Raw genomic sequence first — 14,618 nt, forward strand, 5'->3', positions numbered from 1 at the left:
AAATAAAAAAAAGCAAGCTCATAAAGAGCTTGCAACAAAAAACGTTGTAATAAACTCCCTACGTTGGAATTACCCAAATCAGGTTATGAGGGTCAGCGATAATATCTCTTTCTCAGCTCTTGGTGCGAGCTCCCCTTGTTTAAATTATTTAATTATTATTTGACTTAAGTATAGGAGTAAAATAACCCTTTGTAAAGTCTTTTTTATTTTTAGCTAACTTTTAAACTGTATGTATACACTTTTAAAGTTTGCAAACTTATGATATACTCGCCCTAATAAATAATTTTCAGGGAGGCTTTTTATGGAAAGATATGAAATAAATAAGAACTTGGCTCAGATGTTAAAGGGTGGAGTAATAATGGATGTAGTGAATGTTGAACAGGCAATAATTGCAGAAAAGGCAGGGGCATGTGCAGTAATGGCACTAGAAAGAGTACCTTCCGATATTAGAAAAGAGGGTGGAGTAGCTAGAATGTCTGACCCTAAAATGATTAAGGAAATAAAGGCTGCAGTAACTATTCCAGTAATGGCTAAAGGCAGAATAGGTCATTTTGTTGAAGCACAAATTCTTCAGGAAATAGGTGTAGATTTTATAGATGAGAGCGAAGTTTTGACTCCAGCAGATGAGCAGTATCATATAAATAAATGGGATTTTAAAGTTCCTTATGTTTGCGGCGCAAGAAATTTAGGGGAGGCACTAAGAAGAATAGGAGAAGGTGCTGCCATGATAAGAACTAAAGGAGAAGCTGGAACAGGAAATGTAGTAGAAGCTGTTAGGCACATGAGATGCATAATGGATGAAATAAGAAAAGTTAAAAATGCTCCAAAAGAAGAGCTAATGACAATTGCTAAAGAGTTCGGTGCACCTATTAATTTAATAGAATATGTATGGAAAAACGGTAAACTTCCAGTAGTAAATTTTGCTGCAGGTGGAATAGCAACCCCAGCTGATGCAGCACTCATGATGCAACTTGGAGCAGAAGGTGTTTTTGTAGGTTCAGGGATTTTTAAAGCAGAAAACCCAGAAGCTAGGGCAAAAGCAATAGTACTTGCAACAACATATTATAATGATCCTAAAGTTGTTGCAAAAGTTTCAGAAAACCTTGGCGAAGCAATGAGTGGCCTTGAAATAAGTGAAATTAAAGAGAAGTTTGCACAGAGAGGTTGGTAAAATTGAAAATAGGTGTTTTATCACTTCAAGGAGATGTAATCGAGCATATAAATCATATTAGAAAACTTGGTCATATTGGGATAGAAATTAAGAAAGTTGAAGATATGAATGGAATAAATGGAATAATCCTGCCCGGTGGTGAGAGCACAGCAATTGGTAAACTTTTAAGGGAGATAAAAATGCTTATACCTTTAAGGGATAAAATACTTTCAGGATTACCTGTTTGGGGAACTTGTGCGGGTATGATTTTACTTGCTAAATCTATCGAGGGCGAAACAGATGGACATCTTAAAATTATGGATATAAAAGTAAAAAGGAATGCCTATGGAAGCCAGATTAATAGTTTTAAAAGAAATGTGATAATTAGTGAGATTTCAAGTGAACCCCAGCCATTAGTTTTTATACGTGGACCAGTTATTACAGAAACTGCAAGTGACGTCAAAATATTATGCAAGGTTGATGATAAAATTGTAGCAGCAAAACAAAATAATATGTTTGTTACAGCTTTCCATCCAGAACTTACAGATAACTTAGCAGTTCATAAATATTTCATAAATATGTGTAACTAAAATTATATATTAAGGTTTATTGAAATATGTAAACAAAGTGTGAACACAATATTTAAAGCAGCATATTATATAATGTAGACAAGTCTACAAAATGTGATATGGAGGTGATTAATAGTGTTAGCACCTTTTATAATATGCTTAAGAGAAGGCATAGAAATATTCTTGGTTATTATTCCTCTAGTAGTTTATTTTAACAAAAACAAACTATATGGAATGACTAAGAGTGCAGTGCTAGGTAGTGCTTTAGGAACTTTAATTGCAACTATAGTTGGGTCAATAATATTCTCTCAAGTTGCCTTACTAAATGGTCCTGCAGGAGAATTATTTGATGGCCTTTTAGGTATAATACTCGCTGCACTTGTATTATACAGTGTAGTACTTTTAAGGAAGAATAAATCATTTAATACAACTGCAAATCAGCAATTTATTTCATTAAGCAAAAAAGGAGTATTTATCCTTGCGGCCATAACATTCTTTAGAGAACTTCTAGAAGTAACGTTGTTTATATTAACTAGTGCAGGAGCGGGAGATCCTGTTCTATTGATAGGTTCATCTGTGCTAGGACTTGCCAGTGCAGCACTAATTGTTTATGTAGTAGCTAGAGGATTTTCAATGATTAATATAAGTGTAGTATTTTATATGTTAAATATATTTTTAATTGGACTTGGTGCATACTATTTTGGTGATGGATTAGATGTATTGTTCGGTAAATATGTTCCTGAGAGCTTTAAACTGGGTGTGTTACTATATGCACTGCCTAGTTACTATTTGATGCTAAAAAATGATTTGAAGAAATATCTGACTTCAGGTATGATAAAATAATTATGATTGAATGCAATATTAATCCCATACATCTTTATTTTCAAACTTATTTGAAAATGCATATGTATGGGATGTTTATTTTTTGTTATTAATTATAAATAAGGAAGTTTATGTTTTGTATAGAGTATATTATAATAAAAGACTTGATATTTTCTGTTATTTAAGAACAAATCCTTGTTTGTCTAAAAAATCTTTCATATGTGGTCTTTGAGGTTTGCTCATTAAGCTAGACACTTGATTTGTCCATGTATCTACTCTTTTGCCTTTAGTCCTTTTCTCATAATAATCAGTAATATGAGAATCATATTTTTTTATGAGCGATGCATCACCATCTATATTATATACATCTGTTTTAAATACTACATCCATAGGTAACCTTTCTTTTTTATCTGGATTATCATCAGGATAACCAATGCACATTCCAAATACGGGGTATACAGCAGATGGAATGTTTAAAATCTTACATATTTCTGATGGATTATTTCGAATTCCACCTATATAAACTCCACCTAGGCCAAGAGATTCTGCAGCAATCAAGGCATTCTGGGCGGCAAGAGATGCATCTGCGGTTGCTAAAATAAAAGTTTCAGTATTTATCTCAGCCATAGTTTTATCATTAATTTCACATAATGTTTTACTACGGCTTAAATCAGCACAGAAAACTAAAAATAAAGGGCACTGCTCCACATAACTTTGATCCCCTGCAAGATGTGCTATATTTTTTCTATTATCCATATCAACTACATTTATAATTGTATAGGCCTGGATGAAACTAGAAGTTGAGGCACATTGAGCACATTCAATAATGGTTTTTAACTTTTCAGTTTCTATAGGTCGGGCCTTATATTTTCTTATAGATTTGTGATTTTTCAATAAATTTATTGTTTCATTCATATTTTTAACCACCTTAATTAGAATTTATTCATGTAAACAATATAACACAAATGAATTAAAAAATTAACAATAAATAGAGATTAATTAAGTTGTTAAGAATTTTGTGGTATTTTTAAAATGACTTGAAAAAGCTCAATGAAACGATTACAATATATATTGTAAATTAAAATTATTAAAGTGAATTTTGAGTTTCATATAATATATAAGAAGGGAAGAGTGAACTATGAGTATAAAAAGAAATTTTGGAATAATAGATGAAAAGGAAGTATATCTTTTCACCATTAAAAACTCAAAGGGTATGGTTGCAGAAGTTACTAATTACGGAGGAACATTGGTATCGTTAAAAGTTCAAGGAAGTAATGGCAAGTTTGATGATGTAGTTTTAGGATATGATACATTAGAAGATTATAGAAAGTACAACTATTTCTGTGGAGCAACAGTTGGTAGGGTTGCTAATAGAATAGAAAATGCATGTTTTGAAATCAATGGAACTAAGTATAATGTAGCTAAAAATGAAGGTGAAAATCATATACATGGTGGTGTGAGTGGTTTTGATAAAAAAGTTTGGAAAGAAAAACTTGGATTAAAAGATACTAATAATAGTATAGAATTATCTTACCTTAGCGTTGATGGCGAGGAAGGATATCCAGGAAATCTTAATGTATCTGTGAAGTTTACAGTTACCGAGGATAATGAATTAGAAATAGAGTATAATGCTATTTCAGATAAGGACACTATAGTAAATCTTACTAATCATTCTTATTTTAACCTAACAGGTCAGGGCTCAGGTGATGTTTTAAAACATCAGGTTATGATTAATGCTGATAAATTTACAAAAAATAATAAAAATGCTATACCTACGGGTGAGATAGTCGATGTGAAAAATACTCCAATGGATTTTAGAAAATTAACATATGTTGGGGAGAATATATCAAGTAGTTATGAACAAATTGTGTTTGGTAATGGTTATGATCATAATTATGTAATTAATACTACTGGTAAAAAACTTGAAAAGGCAGCCGAGGTTTATGATGAAAAAAGTGGACGTGTTATGGAAGTTTATACAACTAAACCAGGAGTACAGTTTTATACCGCAAACTTTCTTACAGGACTAGATGTGGGAAAAGGCGGCGCAATGTATAATAAAAGAGATGCTTTATGTCTTGAAACTCAATATTTTCCTAATGCTATTAATACTAAAAATTTTGCGTCACCAATACTTAAAGCAAAACAAAATTATGAGCACGAAACAATATATAGATTTTCAGTAAGATAAGAATATTTTTTTATTAAAATGAATTTCATCCTATATTAAGGTGAAATTCATTTTTGATTTTTTTGTATTACTTCTAATGGAATATATCATTTCTATAATTTGTATGATATGCTTTACATATTAAATTCAAGATAAATCAAAAGATATTTATTAAAGAAGAAAGTTTTGACTACATTTTAGAAAGGAAGTGAGTATTTAGTGTGTTTGTATACTTATGATACAATGCTCACTAAATTTAAAAAATGGATAATGAATTTCCAAATAAAGAGAAAATATTAGGCTGTTTATTAGAAAATTTGGAGGAAGGAATTCAAGTAATAGATTGTGAAGGTAAAACGATATACTATAATAAAGCTATGGGGAAAGTAGAAGGTGTAGATCCTAGAGATGTAATAGGAAAAAAGGTTAATGAGTATCTAGAGGATGTAAAAGATGATGAGTCTACACTTATGAATGTATTAAAGTCTGGTCAAAAAATCGTAGATTTAATACAACATTATGGTAATGGATATAAGAAAAAAGTGACAACTATAAATACTACTATTCCAGTAACTTTAGAAAATAAAGTTATAGCAGTGATTGAAATAGCTAAAGACATGACTCAGTTAAAAGAGTTAACTGAAAACATTTGCAAATTACAAAATTTAGATAAAAAGCTCAATACACATTATACTTTTAGTGATATTTATGGTGATAATCCTGTTATGAAAAGTATTATAGAGAAGGCCCGAAAAGCTAGTATGTCAAGTTCATCTGTACTATTATATGCTGAGACTGGTTCAGGAAAAGAAGTTTTTTCTCAAAGTATTCATTATTGTGGACTTAGGAAAGATAAACCATTTATACCTATAAATTGTGCAGCTATTCCTGCTTTATTGTTAGAAGGAATGCTTTTTGGTACGGAAAAGGGAAGTTTTACGGGAGCTGAGAATAAAAAAGGATTATTTGAAGAAGCAAATCATGGAACCATTTTGCTTGATGAAGTTAATTCACTAGAACCGTATCTTCAATCTAAACTTCTAAGAGTACTTCAAGATGGTTATATAAGACCTATTGGAAGCACTAAAAGTATATACATTGATGTAAGAATAATAGCTACGCTAAATGAGGAACCACAAAAACTTATAGAAAGTGGTAAATTAAGAAAAGATTTTTATTATAGGGTAAGTGTACTGAGAATAGATATTCCTCCATTAAGAGAGAGAAAAGATGATATTATATTATTTGTAGAGAAGTTAATTGAAAAATATAATAAGATCTTAGGTAAGAATATAAAAGGTATAGATGAGGATGTGGTTACAAAGCTTAAAGAATATAATTGGCCAGGAAATATTCGTGAGTTAACAAATGTCATTGAAGCTGCAATGAATATGGCAGACAATAATTCGATTTTAACAGAAAATTATTTTGATTCTAGAATTGTATATGAAAACAAGAAAAATTCTTGTGATGTTTTGTCAAATTCAGATGGGAAATTTGATCTAGAAGGTTATATGATTAATATTGAAAAAGACATAATAAAAAAAATATTAAAAAAGAATAATTTTAATGTTAGTAAAACTGCCAGAGAACTTAGTATATCAAGGCAAAATCTTCAATATAAAATAAAGATACATAAAATTATATAAAATTAGAAAAATATGCAAAATTATTTGCTATTTATGCAAAATATTTTGCACAAGCATATAAGCCCTCAAAACACTAAAATTATTTAAAACTATAAGGTTTTATATATTAGTACAATAATATATGCAAAAAAATTTGCATATTTAAAACACATGTATTTAAGCAATGGCTTAAATACATGTGTTTTAAATTTGGCATGGTAATTGCTACTAGTAAAGTAAGAATATTAATAAAGTAGTTTAATAATAATTTTGATTTTTGGAGGTAAAAATTATGATTAAAAAGGGCACCTGGGTTGAAGTAGAAGAAATCGTTTTAACGCCAAAAGATAGAGCTGTAAATATTCCAGATGAGACAAAAAAAACCCCTCTTAAATGCTGGATACGGGGAAATTGTATTAGTGATTGTGAATTAGGAAATGAAGTGGAAGTTGAAACTAATGTAGGTAGAATAGCTAAAGGAATAGTCGTTCAAATAGAGCCAGGATATTACCATACATATGGTAAGTATGTTGAAGAAATAAGTAATATAGGAAAGCAAGCTAGAGAAATGATATCAAAGTAAAATAATGAATTTAAATCTAGTTCTAATAGGAGGTTATACATCGTGAATAAATATGAAAAGCTTATGGCTAGAAAGAATGATATAATTCTAAAATCCATAGGAATAGATTATAGTAAATATGAAACTGGTAAGATTTCATTTGATTATGAGGCTTTGCTGAGTGATGTTGAATATTCTTTTGAAGAGGTTAAAAAAATTCAACAGGAGGTAGGAGTAGGAGATACTCCACTTCTAGAATTAAGAAATATAACAAAACTTGCAAGAAAAGTGTCGAAGACTGGACATGCAGCTAGAATATTTGTAAAAGATGAGAGCGCTAATCCATCCGGAAGTTTTAAAGACAGAAGAGCATGTGTATCTGTATATGATGCAATGAAGAGAGGTTACACAGGTGTTGGAGCAGCTACTTCGGGTAATTATGGAGCCGCAGTTGCATCTCAAGCAAATATCAGGGGACTTAAATGCATAATAGCAAATGAATGTTATGATTCTAGAAAAGTAGGTCAACCAGAAATATTAGAAAAAGGAAGAAAATGTGAAGGGTTTGGAGCAGAGGTTGTTAGACTTTCTGTAGGACCTGAATTATTTTATACTTACCTAAAAATACTTGAAGATACAGGTTATTATAATGCTTCTTTATATTCATCATATGGAGTTGCCGGAATTGAAACTTTAGGATACGAAATAGCAGAGCAGTGCAGAGAAAAATTAGGTAAAGATCCTGATGCTGTTATTATAACTCACGCAGGTGGAGGAAATACCACTGGTACTGCAAGAGGACTTATTAGAGCTGGAGCTTTGCAAACAAAGATAATAGGAGCATCTGTTGATCTTTCGGGCCTTCATATGGCATCTGATATAGATTTCAATAAAAAATCGTTTACTACAGGACATACAGGATTTGGAATCCCATTCATGACGAATCCAGATAGGTCAGATGTACCAAGAAGTGCGGCTAGACCTTTAAGGTATTTAGATAGATATGTAACAACTACGCAAGGTGATGTATTCTGGATGACTGAAATATTAGCACAACTTGAAGGACTCGAAAGGGGACCTGCAGGAAATGTGTCCTTAGTAGCAGCTTTTGCAATTGCTCAGGAATATGATGATGATGCTATCATAGTTGTTCAAGAGACTGAATATACGGGAGCTGGGAAACATTTATTACCTCAACTTAATTTTGCTAAAGAAAATGGAATTAAAGTTTATGTTGGTAATCCAAAGGAGCAAATACCAGGTGAGAATATAGTAATTCCGTCTCATCCATCAAAGGTGAAAGTAACCGATATTGATATGGAAGGGTTAAAAAACTCCTACATGAAAAATGTTATTAAGAAATTAGGTGATAATAAAGCTCAGCAGGTTGACATTGAGTATTTGTCTTTAGAAACAAAGTTGCCCAAAGAAAAAATAATAGAAATATTAAAACAACATAATATAGAAATATGTTAGTGGGGGGATTAATTTATGAAAAGAGAAGATGATTTCGAGAAAAGACGAGAACATTTAAAAAATTTAACAGATGATCAGTTATATGACAGGTTTTGGAGTCTTACAAACCAAGTCGTAAAACCTATGGTTGATTTAGCTTACACACATACATCTCCAGCTATTGAACGTTCTGTAGTACTTAGAATGGGCTTTTCTAGTTTGCAAGCACAACCTATAATTTCTTATGGAACTAAATGGGATTTACTTGGTAGGGGCATAGGAAATGTTATTTTAACTTATGCAAAGCTTAAAAATATAGATTATATTAAAGCTGGAGTGGAACTTTCTAAAGGAGTAGGCTGGGATGTCGTATCTGAAAAAATGAAGGGAAGTGACAACTAATGCAGGAAAGACTAGAAGAAAATACAAAACTTAATGTAGAAGAAATATTAAAGGATCTAGATAAGTATGAGCCTAAATGGAGGGGTTGGCACTGGAGAGAGAAAAATGAAACTGGAAAGGTTGGTGAATTCACATATCATGAAATATCAAAGCCTTTAAAGAAGAGCCAACCTCTTCCAGCAGCAAGGAGTTTTGGAAATATAGATCCACAACCAATAGCAACTATTACTACAGAAATTGCTTCAGGAAGATTTGAAGATGATATAAGAAGAATGAGAATGGCAGCATGGCATGGTGCAGATCATTTAATGGTTATTAGAACAATGGGACAAAGTCATTTTGATGGATTACTTGAAGGAAGTCCTGAAGGATTTGGTGGGGTACCAATAACTAGAAAAGAAATTAGAGCAACAAGAAAAGCTATAGATTTAATAGAAGAAGAAGTAGGCAGAAGGATTAATTTTCATTCCTATGTATCTGGAGTGGCAGGTCCAGATGTAGCAGTTATGTTTGCAGAAGAAGGGGTTAACGGAGCTCATCAAGATCCACAATATAATGTACTTTATAGAAATATTAATATGGTTAGATCTTTTGTTGATGCTGCAGTTGCAAAAGGTATAATGGCACATGCTGGAATGCTTCAAATAGATGGTGCACATAATGCTAATGCAACAGCTATGAAGGGTTATAAGGTAATGCCAGAACTTATGGTACAACATGCTATAAATTCTTGCTTTTCTGAGCTAGTTGGAATGAAACCAGAAAATATTTCTTTATCAACAGTACCTCCAACATCAGCACCTGCTCCTTGTATGAGATATGACTTGCCTTATGCAGTTGCACTAAGAGAATTTTTTAAAAAATATAAGATGAGAGCTCAAATGAATACTAAATATATAGAATCTTGTGAAAGAGAAGCAACAGTAGGACATACTTTGAATCTTTTAATATCTGAGTTAACATCAGCAGATATTCAAAGTACAATAACTCCTGATGAAGGACGTAATGTTCCTTGGCATTATAATAATATTCATGCTATAAACACAGCTAAACAGGCATTTATAGGTATGGATGGATTAATGGATATGATAGAGCTTAAGAAAACTGGATATTTAAGAGAAAAGGCAAGAGAAATAAAGGAAAGAGCTGTTTTATTCTTTGAAGAAATAATCGATGTAGGTGGATATTTTAAAGCTGTAGATTCTGGATTTTTTATTGATTCAGGACAGTATCCAGAAAGAAATGATGACGGTATTGCAAGAAAAATTTTAGGTGGAGATGCGGTAGGAACAATAGTTAAGAGAGAGGCAGATTATTTTGCACCGGTTTGTGGCCATTTTGGATACAATAATGTTCCAAAAGATTATAAAAAGCCTTGTGATGCTATTAATGAATGTACATTGTGTAATCATTCCAAAATTATATACATTGATGAATTAGATGATAATGATAATGTGTTTAAGAGAATGGAAAAAGTTAAAGAAGATGGTACTATAATTCCTGAAGTTCAATGGGCTAAAGATGGGTATGTAAAAATCACCATATGTATACCCGAGAATGAACAGATTAGTGAAGCTGCAGCTCTTGAAATGGGAAAGAGAATGAATTTGAAAAATGTAGAAATTGTTCATAAACAAGTCTTGCAAAAGGCTGAGGGAACTCTTGTTGAAATAAAAGGAGTATGTGATTTTACACCTGTAAAACGTGATGAGTTAGTTCTTCCAAAGAGAAGAAAATCACTATCAGATCAACAAATGAAAGATTATGTAAAAGAGCATCCAATAAAGGTTGTTGCAGCAACTGTTGGAGAAGATGAACATTCAGTTGGAGTTCGCGAAGTTATTGATATTAAACATGGTGGAGTTGAAAAATTTGGTATAGAAGCAATTTTCCTTGGAACTTCATGCCCGATAGAAAAACTTGTAGATGCAGCTATAGAGTCAAAAGCTCAAGCTATACTCTGTAGTACAATAATTAGTCATAACGATGTTCATACAAAAAATATGAAAAAGCTTAGTGATCTTTGTATAGAAAAAGGAGTAAGAGATAAGATTATACTTGTTTCAGGTGGAACTCAAGTAACTGATGAAATAGCTAAGGCAAACGGAATGGATGTTGGTTTTGGACGTGGATCAAATGGTACATCTGTTGCATCATTCATAATTAAAAGGTTAATGGGTCTCCCTGATAACGAAGATGAGGAATAGTAAAAGGAGTGTGATTTCTTGTGAAGGTAGATTATCTTGTTGCTGAAATAGGTAGTACCACTACTCTGGTTACAGCATTTAACGTATGCTATGATGCTATGGGAGAGATTATGGTAGATATACCTTTTCAAGGTAGTAGTTGTACTACTGTAACAGATGGTGATGTAACTATAGGACTCAAAAATGCAGTTAAAGATATTGAAAATCAAGTGCATCAATCAATTACATGGGAAAAGATGTTAGCTACAAGTAGTGCTGCAGGTGGACTTCGGATAACCGTTCATGGACTTATGGAGCATATGACAGTTAAAGCGGCAAGGGAAGCAGCTCTTGGCGCTGGTGGCATAATAAAAATGGTTACTGCTGGAAAAATGAGAAAGAGTGATTTAAAGAGGATATATGATATAAATCCTAATATGATAATGATTGCTGGAGGTACAGATTATGGTGAGAGGGAAACAGCTCTTTATAATGCAGAACTTATAAGTGCCGAAAAATTTAGTATTCCTATTGTATACTGTGGAAACATTGAAAATAGAGAAGAAATTAGTGAGATATTTGATGGGCAAGAAATTTACCTAATAGATAATGTTTACCCAAGTGTTGATATTTTAAATGTGGAACCTGCAAGAAAAATAATACAAGAAGCCTTTGAAAAAAATATTGTAAAAGCACCTGGAATGAGTAAAATAAAAGAAATGGTAAATGGAAGTATAATGCCAACTCCAGGAGCAGTTATGGAAAGCTCAAAAGTATTATATGACATAATTGGTGATTTAGTAGTTCTTGATGTGGGAGGCGCTACCACTGATGTACATTCTGTTACAGAGGGAAGTAGTGTAGTCTTAGATATGCTAATAAATCCTGAACCAAAGGCTAAAAGGACTGTAGAAGGAGATCTTGGAGTTTTTATTAATAGTAAAAATGTAATCGATTTACTTGATGATAGGGATTTGGGTGAATTTAGTACTGAGTATATAAGAGAGCATATAAAGCCTATACCAAAAGATAAAGAGGATGTATTTGCAAGTATTTTGTTAACGAAGAAAGCTATATCTGTTGCAGTAGATAGACATGTTGGATTTATAAAAAGAAAATACGATGGTGATAGTGGGTTTGTAGCCTATGGTAAGGATTTATCTGAGGTTAAATATATAATAGGCACCGGTGGTGCACTTACAAGGCTTCCAGGGGAAGAAGATTTGCTTTTGAAAATAAGATACTTAAAGGATGAAGTTACAATGTTACCTAAAAAGGGTGCCAAAGTACTAATCGATAAAAACTATATTATGGCTTGTGCAGGAGTGTTAAGTAGAGAAAATAAAGAAGTAGCAAAAGCACTTTTAATTCAAAGTTTAGGCATAACAAAGGATATGGAAATTAATGATGATATGATTGAGTTGAACTTAACAAATAATACAATTCTGAGTTGTTAGTTATTATTATTTGACTAAGTTTAAAATAAGGAGATTATCTATATGGGAAAAAAGTATCCTTGTGTGGAAGTAAATTTAAAAAAGGTGACTCACAATGCAAAAACAATACTAGCAATGTGTAATAAAAAGCATATAGATGTTGCAGCGGTAACCAAAGTATATTGTGCCGAGATGCCGATTGTAGAAGCTATACTTAAAGCTGGAGTTACGCAGGTTGCGGATTCTAGAATTCTAAATTTAAAAAAGTTTAAAGAGTTGAGTTGTAAAAAGATGCTTCTTAGAATTCCAATGATAAGTGAAGCTAGTGAAGTTGTTAAATATAGTGATTGTAGTTTAAACTCAGAAATAGACACTATTAGATCTTTATCAAAAGCTGCAAAGGGTTTAAATAAAATTCATAACATCATATTAATGGTAGATTTAGGTGATTTAAGAGAAGGAGTCATGACTAATGATGTGGTATCCACTGTTAGTAAAATAGTGAAAATAGAGAATATTAAGTTAATTGGACTAGGTACCAATGTTACTTGTTATGGTGGAGTAATTCCGGATAGTGAAAACTTAGGCAAACTTATAGATTTAAAATTAGAAATAGAAAAAGGGTTTAATTTAAAATTACCTGTAATCTCAGGAGGAAACTCTAGTAGTTTATACATGGTGATTAATGATACTATACCAAAAGGAGTTAATCAGCTTCGATTGGGAGAAGCAATAGTTTTAGGTAGAGAAACTTCTTTTGGAAAAACAGTACCTAATTGCTATGATGATGCTTTTATACTTAAAGGTGAAATAGTTGAAATAAAGAGCAAACCGACGGTGCCAACAGGCACAATAGGAATGGATGCTTTTGGAAATATTCTTTCTTTTGAAAATAAAGGAATAAGAAAAAGAGCTATTGTAGCAATTGGTAGACAAGATATAAGAGTAGAAGGGTTAACTCCAATGGATAATGACATAAGTGTTTTTGGTGCAAGTAGTGATCATCTGATTTTAGATGTGACTGATTGTAAAAAACAATTAATAGTGGGAAGTATAGTAGAGTTTAAAATAGATTATGGATGTTTACTTGCGGCAATGACTTCGACCTATGTTGAAAAGTATTATAATAATTAAAAATCAGTATAAATCATATAAAATTAAATCTAAAATTTTAAGGAGGAACATATTATGAAAAATAAAATTAGAGTTGTTGTTTGGGGATTAGGTTCAATGGGAAGCGGTATTGCTAAAATGGTACTCAGCAAAAAAGGATTTACTATCGTGGGAGCTATTGATATGGATCCTAGTAAGGTTGGCAAAAAACTTTATGAAGTGTTAGGTGTAAAAGCAAATGAAGATAATTCTTGTATCATTACAAAAAATTCTCAGGATGTTATAAAGAAGAGTTTTGCAGATGTTTGTCTTATGGCAACGGCTTCCTTTACAAAAGTTGTATTTCCATTAATAAAAATGGCAGCAGAAGCTGGTATGGATATTGTAACAACAGCTGAAGAAATGTCATACCCAAGAGCAATGGATCCTAAATTATCAGATGATATGGATAAAATAGCTAAAGACAATAATATCTCAATATTAGGAACAGGAGTGAATCCTGGGTTTATAATGGATTTAGTTGCTATAATGCTTACAGGAGTTTCTGATACAGTGGATAGCATAAAGGCTACTAGAGTAAATGATTTAGCTTGTTTTGGCAAGGCAGTTATGGTTGAGCAAGGTATTGGCTTAAAACCAGAACAATTTATACAAGGAGTTAAAGACAATACAGTAGATGGACACGTTGGGTTTTTACAATCTTTTGGAATGTTTGAAGAAGCATTTAATATCAAGTTCAATAATATTAGACAAGAAAAATCACCAATTGTTACAACTGTACCACGTAGCACGGATATCGTTTCGGTGAAAGCTGGAGAAGTTGCTGGATGTAGCCAATTGGGATATGCAAGTTTAGGAGACAAAGTATTTGCTACAATGGAGCATCCTCAACAGATAAGACCAGAACTTGAAAACGTTGATACTGGAGATTATATTACAATTAAGGGAGTTCCAAACTTGAACCTTCAAATAAAACCAGAAATACCAGGAGGAATTGCTACAATAGCTATATGTGTTAATATGATTCCTCTTGTAATGAATTCTCAGCCTGGACTTAAAACAATGCTTGATTTACCAGTTCCAAGAGCTATAATAGGTGATGTTAGGGATTTAGTAAAGTAAAGT

The 14,618-nt window shown here is 32.1% G+C and carries 13 protein-coding genes and 1 riboswitch; of the genes, 12 read left to right on the plus strand and 1 reads right to left on the minus strand.

The genetic code is table 11. The features are described from left to right. Nucleotides 1-39: 39 nt before the first annotated feature. A riboswitch (TPP riboswitch) is annotated at nucleotides 40-146 on the minus strand. Nucleotides 147-301: 155 nt separating this feature from the next. The 3 genes from pdxS to KPL37_RS07850 all read left to right on the plus strand — a co-directional run bounded on the left by pdxS (nucleotide 302) and on the right by KPL37_RS07850 (nucleotide 2,562). Next, nucleotides 302-1,171, plus strand: a complete 870-nt coding sequence (gene pdxS / locus KPL37_RS07840) for a pyridoxal 5'-phosphate synthase lyase subunit PdxS (protein WP_216147576.1) — start codon at nucleotides 302-304, stop codon at nucleotides 1,169-1,171. A gap of 2 nt (nucleotides 1,172-1,173) precedes the next feature. Then, a complete protein-coding gene (gene pdxT / locus KPL37_RS07845) occupies nucleotides 1,174-1,740 on the plus strand; it encodes a pyridoxal 5'-phosphate synthase glutaminase subunit PdxT (protein ID WP_216147578.1) in 567 nt (188 codons plus the stop codon). Nucleotides 1,741-1,854: 114 nt separating this feature from the next. Beyond that, nucleotides 1,855-2,562, plus strand: a complete 708-nt coding sequence (locus KPL37_RS07850; protein WP_216147579.1) for an FTR1 family protein — start codon at nucleotides 1,855-1,857, stop codon at nucleotides 2,560-2,562. Between the two features lie 156 nt (nucleotides 2,563-2,718). On the opposite strand, the gene nfsA is transcribed toward KPL37_RS07850, so the two are convergent. Continuing rightward, nucleotides 2,719-3,456 (minus strand): oxygen-insensitive NADPH nitroreductase, encoded by a 738-nt coding sequence (gene nfsA / locus KPL37_RS07855; protein ID WP_216147581.1) that lies wholly within the window; start codon nucleotides 3,454-3,456, stop codon nucleotides 2,719-2,721. A gap of 223 nt (nucleotides 3,457-3,679) precedes the next feature. Between nfsA and KPL37_RS07860 the strand changes: the two genes are divergently transcribed. From KPL37_RS07860 to ord, 9 genes are all read left to right on the plus strand, one after another. Further along, entirely contained in the window at nucleotides 3,680-4,732 is a 1,053-nt protein-coding gene (locus KPL37_RS07860; RefSeq protein WP_216147583.1) for an aldose epimerase family protein, read from the plus strand. Nucleotides 4,733-4,974: 242 nt separating this feature from the next. Continuing rightward, nucleotides 4,975-6,360, plus strand: a complete 1,386-nt coding sequence (locus KPL37_RS07865) for a sigma-54 interaction domain-containing protein (protein ID WP_216147585.1) — start codon at nucleotides 4,975-4,977, stop codon at nucleotides 6,358-6,360. A gap of 271 nt (nucleotides 6,361-6,631) precedes the next feature. Next, entirely contained in the window at nucleotides 6,632-6,922 is a 291-nt protein-coding gene (gene ortA, locus KPL37_RS07870) for a 2-amino-4-oxopentanoate thiolase subunit OrtA (RefSeq protein WP_216147588.1), read from the plus strand. Between the two features lie 42 nt (nucleotides 6,923-6,964). After that, complete coding sequence (gene ortB, locus KPL37_RS07875) at nucleotides 6,965-8,377, plus strand: 2-amino-4-oxopentanoate thiolase subunit OrtB (RefSeq protein WP_216147591.1); 1,413 nt, start codon at nucleotides 6,965-6,967, stop codon at nucleotides 8,375-8,377. 15 nt (nucleotides 8,378-8,392) lie between these two features. Next, nucleotides 8,393-8,758: an ornithine aminomutase subunit alpha gene (locus KPL37_RS07880; protein WP_216147594.1), complete on the plus strand. Its 366-nt coding sequence runs from the start codon at nucleotides 8,393-8,395 to the stop codon at nucleotides 8,756-8,758. Beyond that, nucleotides 8,758-10,965, plus strand: coding sequence for a D-ornithine 4,5-aminomutase subunit OraE (oraE, locus tag KPL37_RS07885; protein WP_216147597.1), 2,208 nt, complete (start codon nucleotides 8,758-8,760; stop codon nucleotides 10,963-10,965). Before KPL37_RS07880 ends, oraE begins: the two co-directional genes overlap by 1 nt. Before the next feature lie 20 nt (nucleotides 10,966-10,985). Next, nucleotides 10,986-12,401, plus strand: a complete 1,416-nt coding sequence (locus tag KPL37_RS07890; RefSeq protein ID WP_216147600.1) for a GlmL-related ornithine degradation protein — start codon at nucleotides 10,986-10,988, stop codon at nucleotides 12,399-12,401. Between the two features lie 42 nt (nucleotides 12,402-12,443). Beyond that, entirely contained in the window at nucleotides 12,444-13,514 is a 1,071-nt protein-coding gene (orr, locus tag KPL37_RS07895; protein WP_216147603.1) for an ornithine racemase Orr, read from the plus strand. A gap of 54 nt (nucleotides 13,515-13,568) precedes the next feature. Beyond that, nucleotides 13,569-14,615, plus strand: a complete 1,047-nt coding sequence (gene ord, locus KPL37_RS07900; RefSeq protein WP_216147606.1) for a 2,4-diaminopentanoate dehydrogenase — start codon at nucleotides 13,569-13,571, stop codon at nucleotides 14,613-14,615. Nucleotides 14,616-14,618 lie beyond the last annotated feature (3 nt).

This window comes from Clostridium frigoris (genome assembly GCF_018861865.1).
Classification (GTDB): Bacteria; Bacillota; Clostridia; order Clostridiales; family Clostridiaceae; genus Clostridium_AD; species Clostridium_AD frigoris.

What these genes read in the sequence shown, in the direction of transcription:
- pdxS (WP_216147576.1), top strand. Translation starts at nt 302, where the DNA reads ATGGAAAGATATGAAATAAATAAGAACTTGGCTCAGATGTTAAAGGGT.
- nfsA (WP_216147581.1), bottom strand. Translation starts at nt 3,456, where the DNA reads ATGAATGAAACAATAAATTTATTGAAAAATCACAAATCTATAAGAAAA.
- KPL37_RS07860 (WP_216147583.1), top strand. Translation starts at nt 3,680, where the DNA reads ATGAGTATAAAAAGAAATTTTGGAATAATAGATGAAAAGGAAGTATAT.
- KPL37_RS07865 (WP_216147585.1), top strand. Translation starts at nt 4,975, where the DNA reads ATGGATAATGAATTTCCAAATAAAGAGAAAATATTAGGCTGTTTATTA.
- ortA (WP_216147588.1), top strand. Translation starts at nt 6,632, where the DNA reads ATGATTAAAAAGGGCACCTGGGTTGAAGTAGAAGAAATCGTTTTAACG.
- KPL37_RS07880 (WP_216147594.1), top strand. Translation starts at nt 8,393, where the DNA reads ATGAAAAGAGAAGATGATTTCGAGAAAAGACGAGAACATTTAAAAAAT.
- oraE (WP_216147597.1), top strand. Translation starts at nt 8,758, where the DNA reads ATGCAGGAAAGACTAGAAGAAAATACAAAACTTAATGTAGAAGAAATA.
- orr (WP_216147603.1), top strand. Translation starts at nt 12,444, where the DNA reads ATGGGAAAAAAGTATCCTTGTGTGGAAGTAAATTTAAAAAAGGTGACT.
- ord (WP_216147606.1), top strand. Translation starts at nt 13,569, where the DNA reads ATGAAAAATAAAATTAGAGTTGTTGTTTGGGGATTAGGTTCAATGGGA.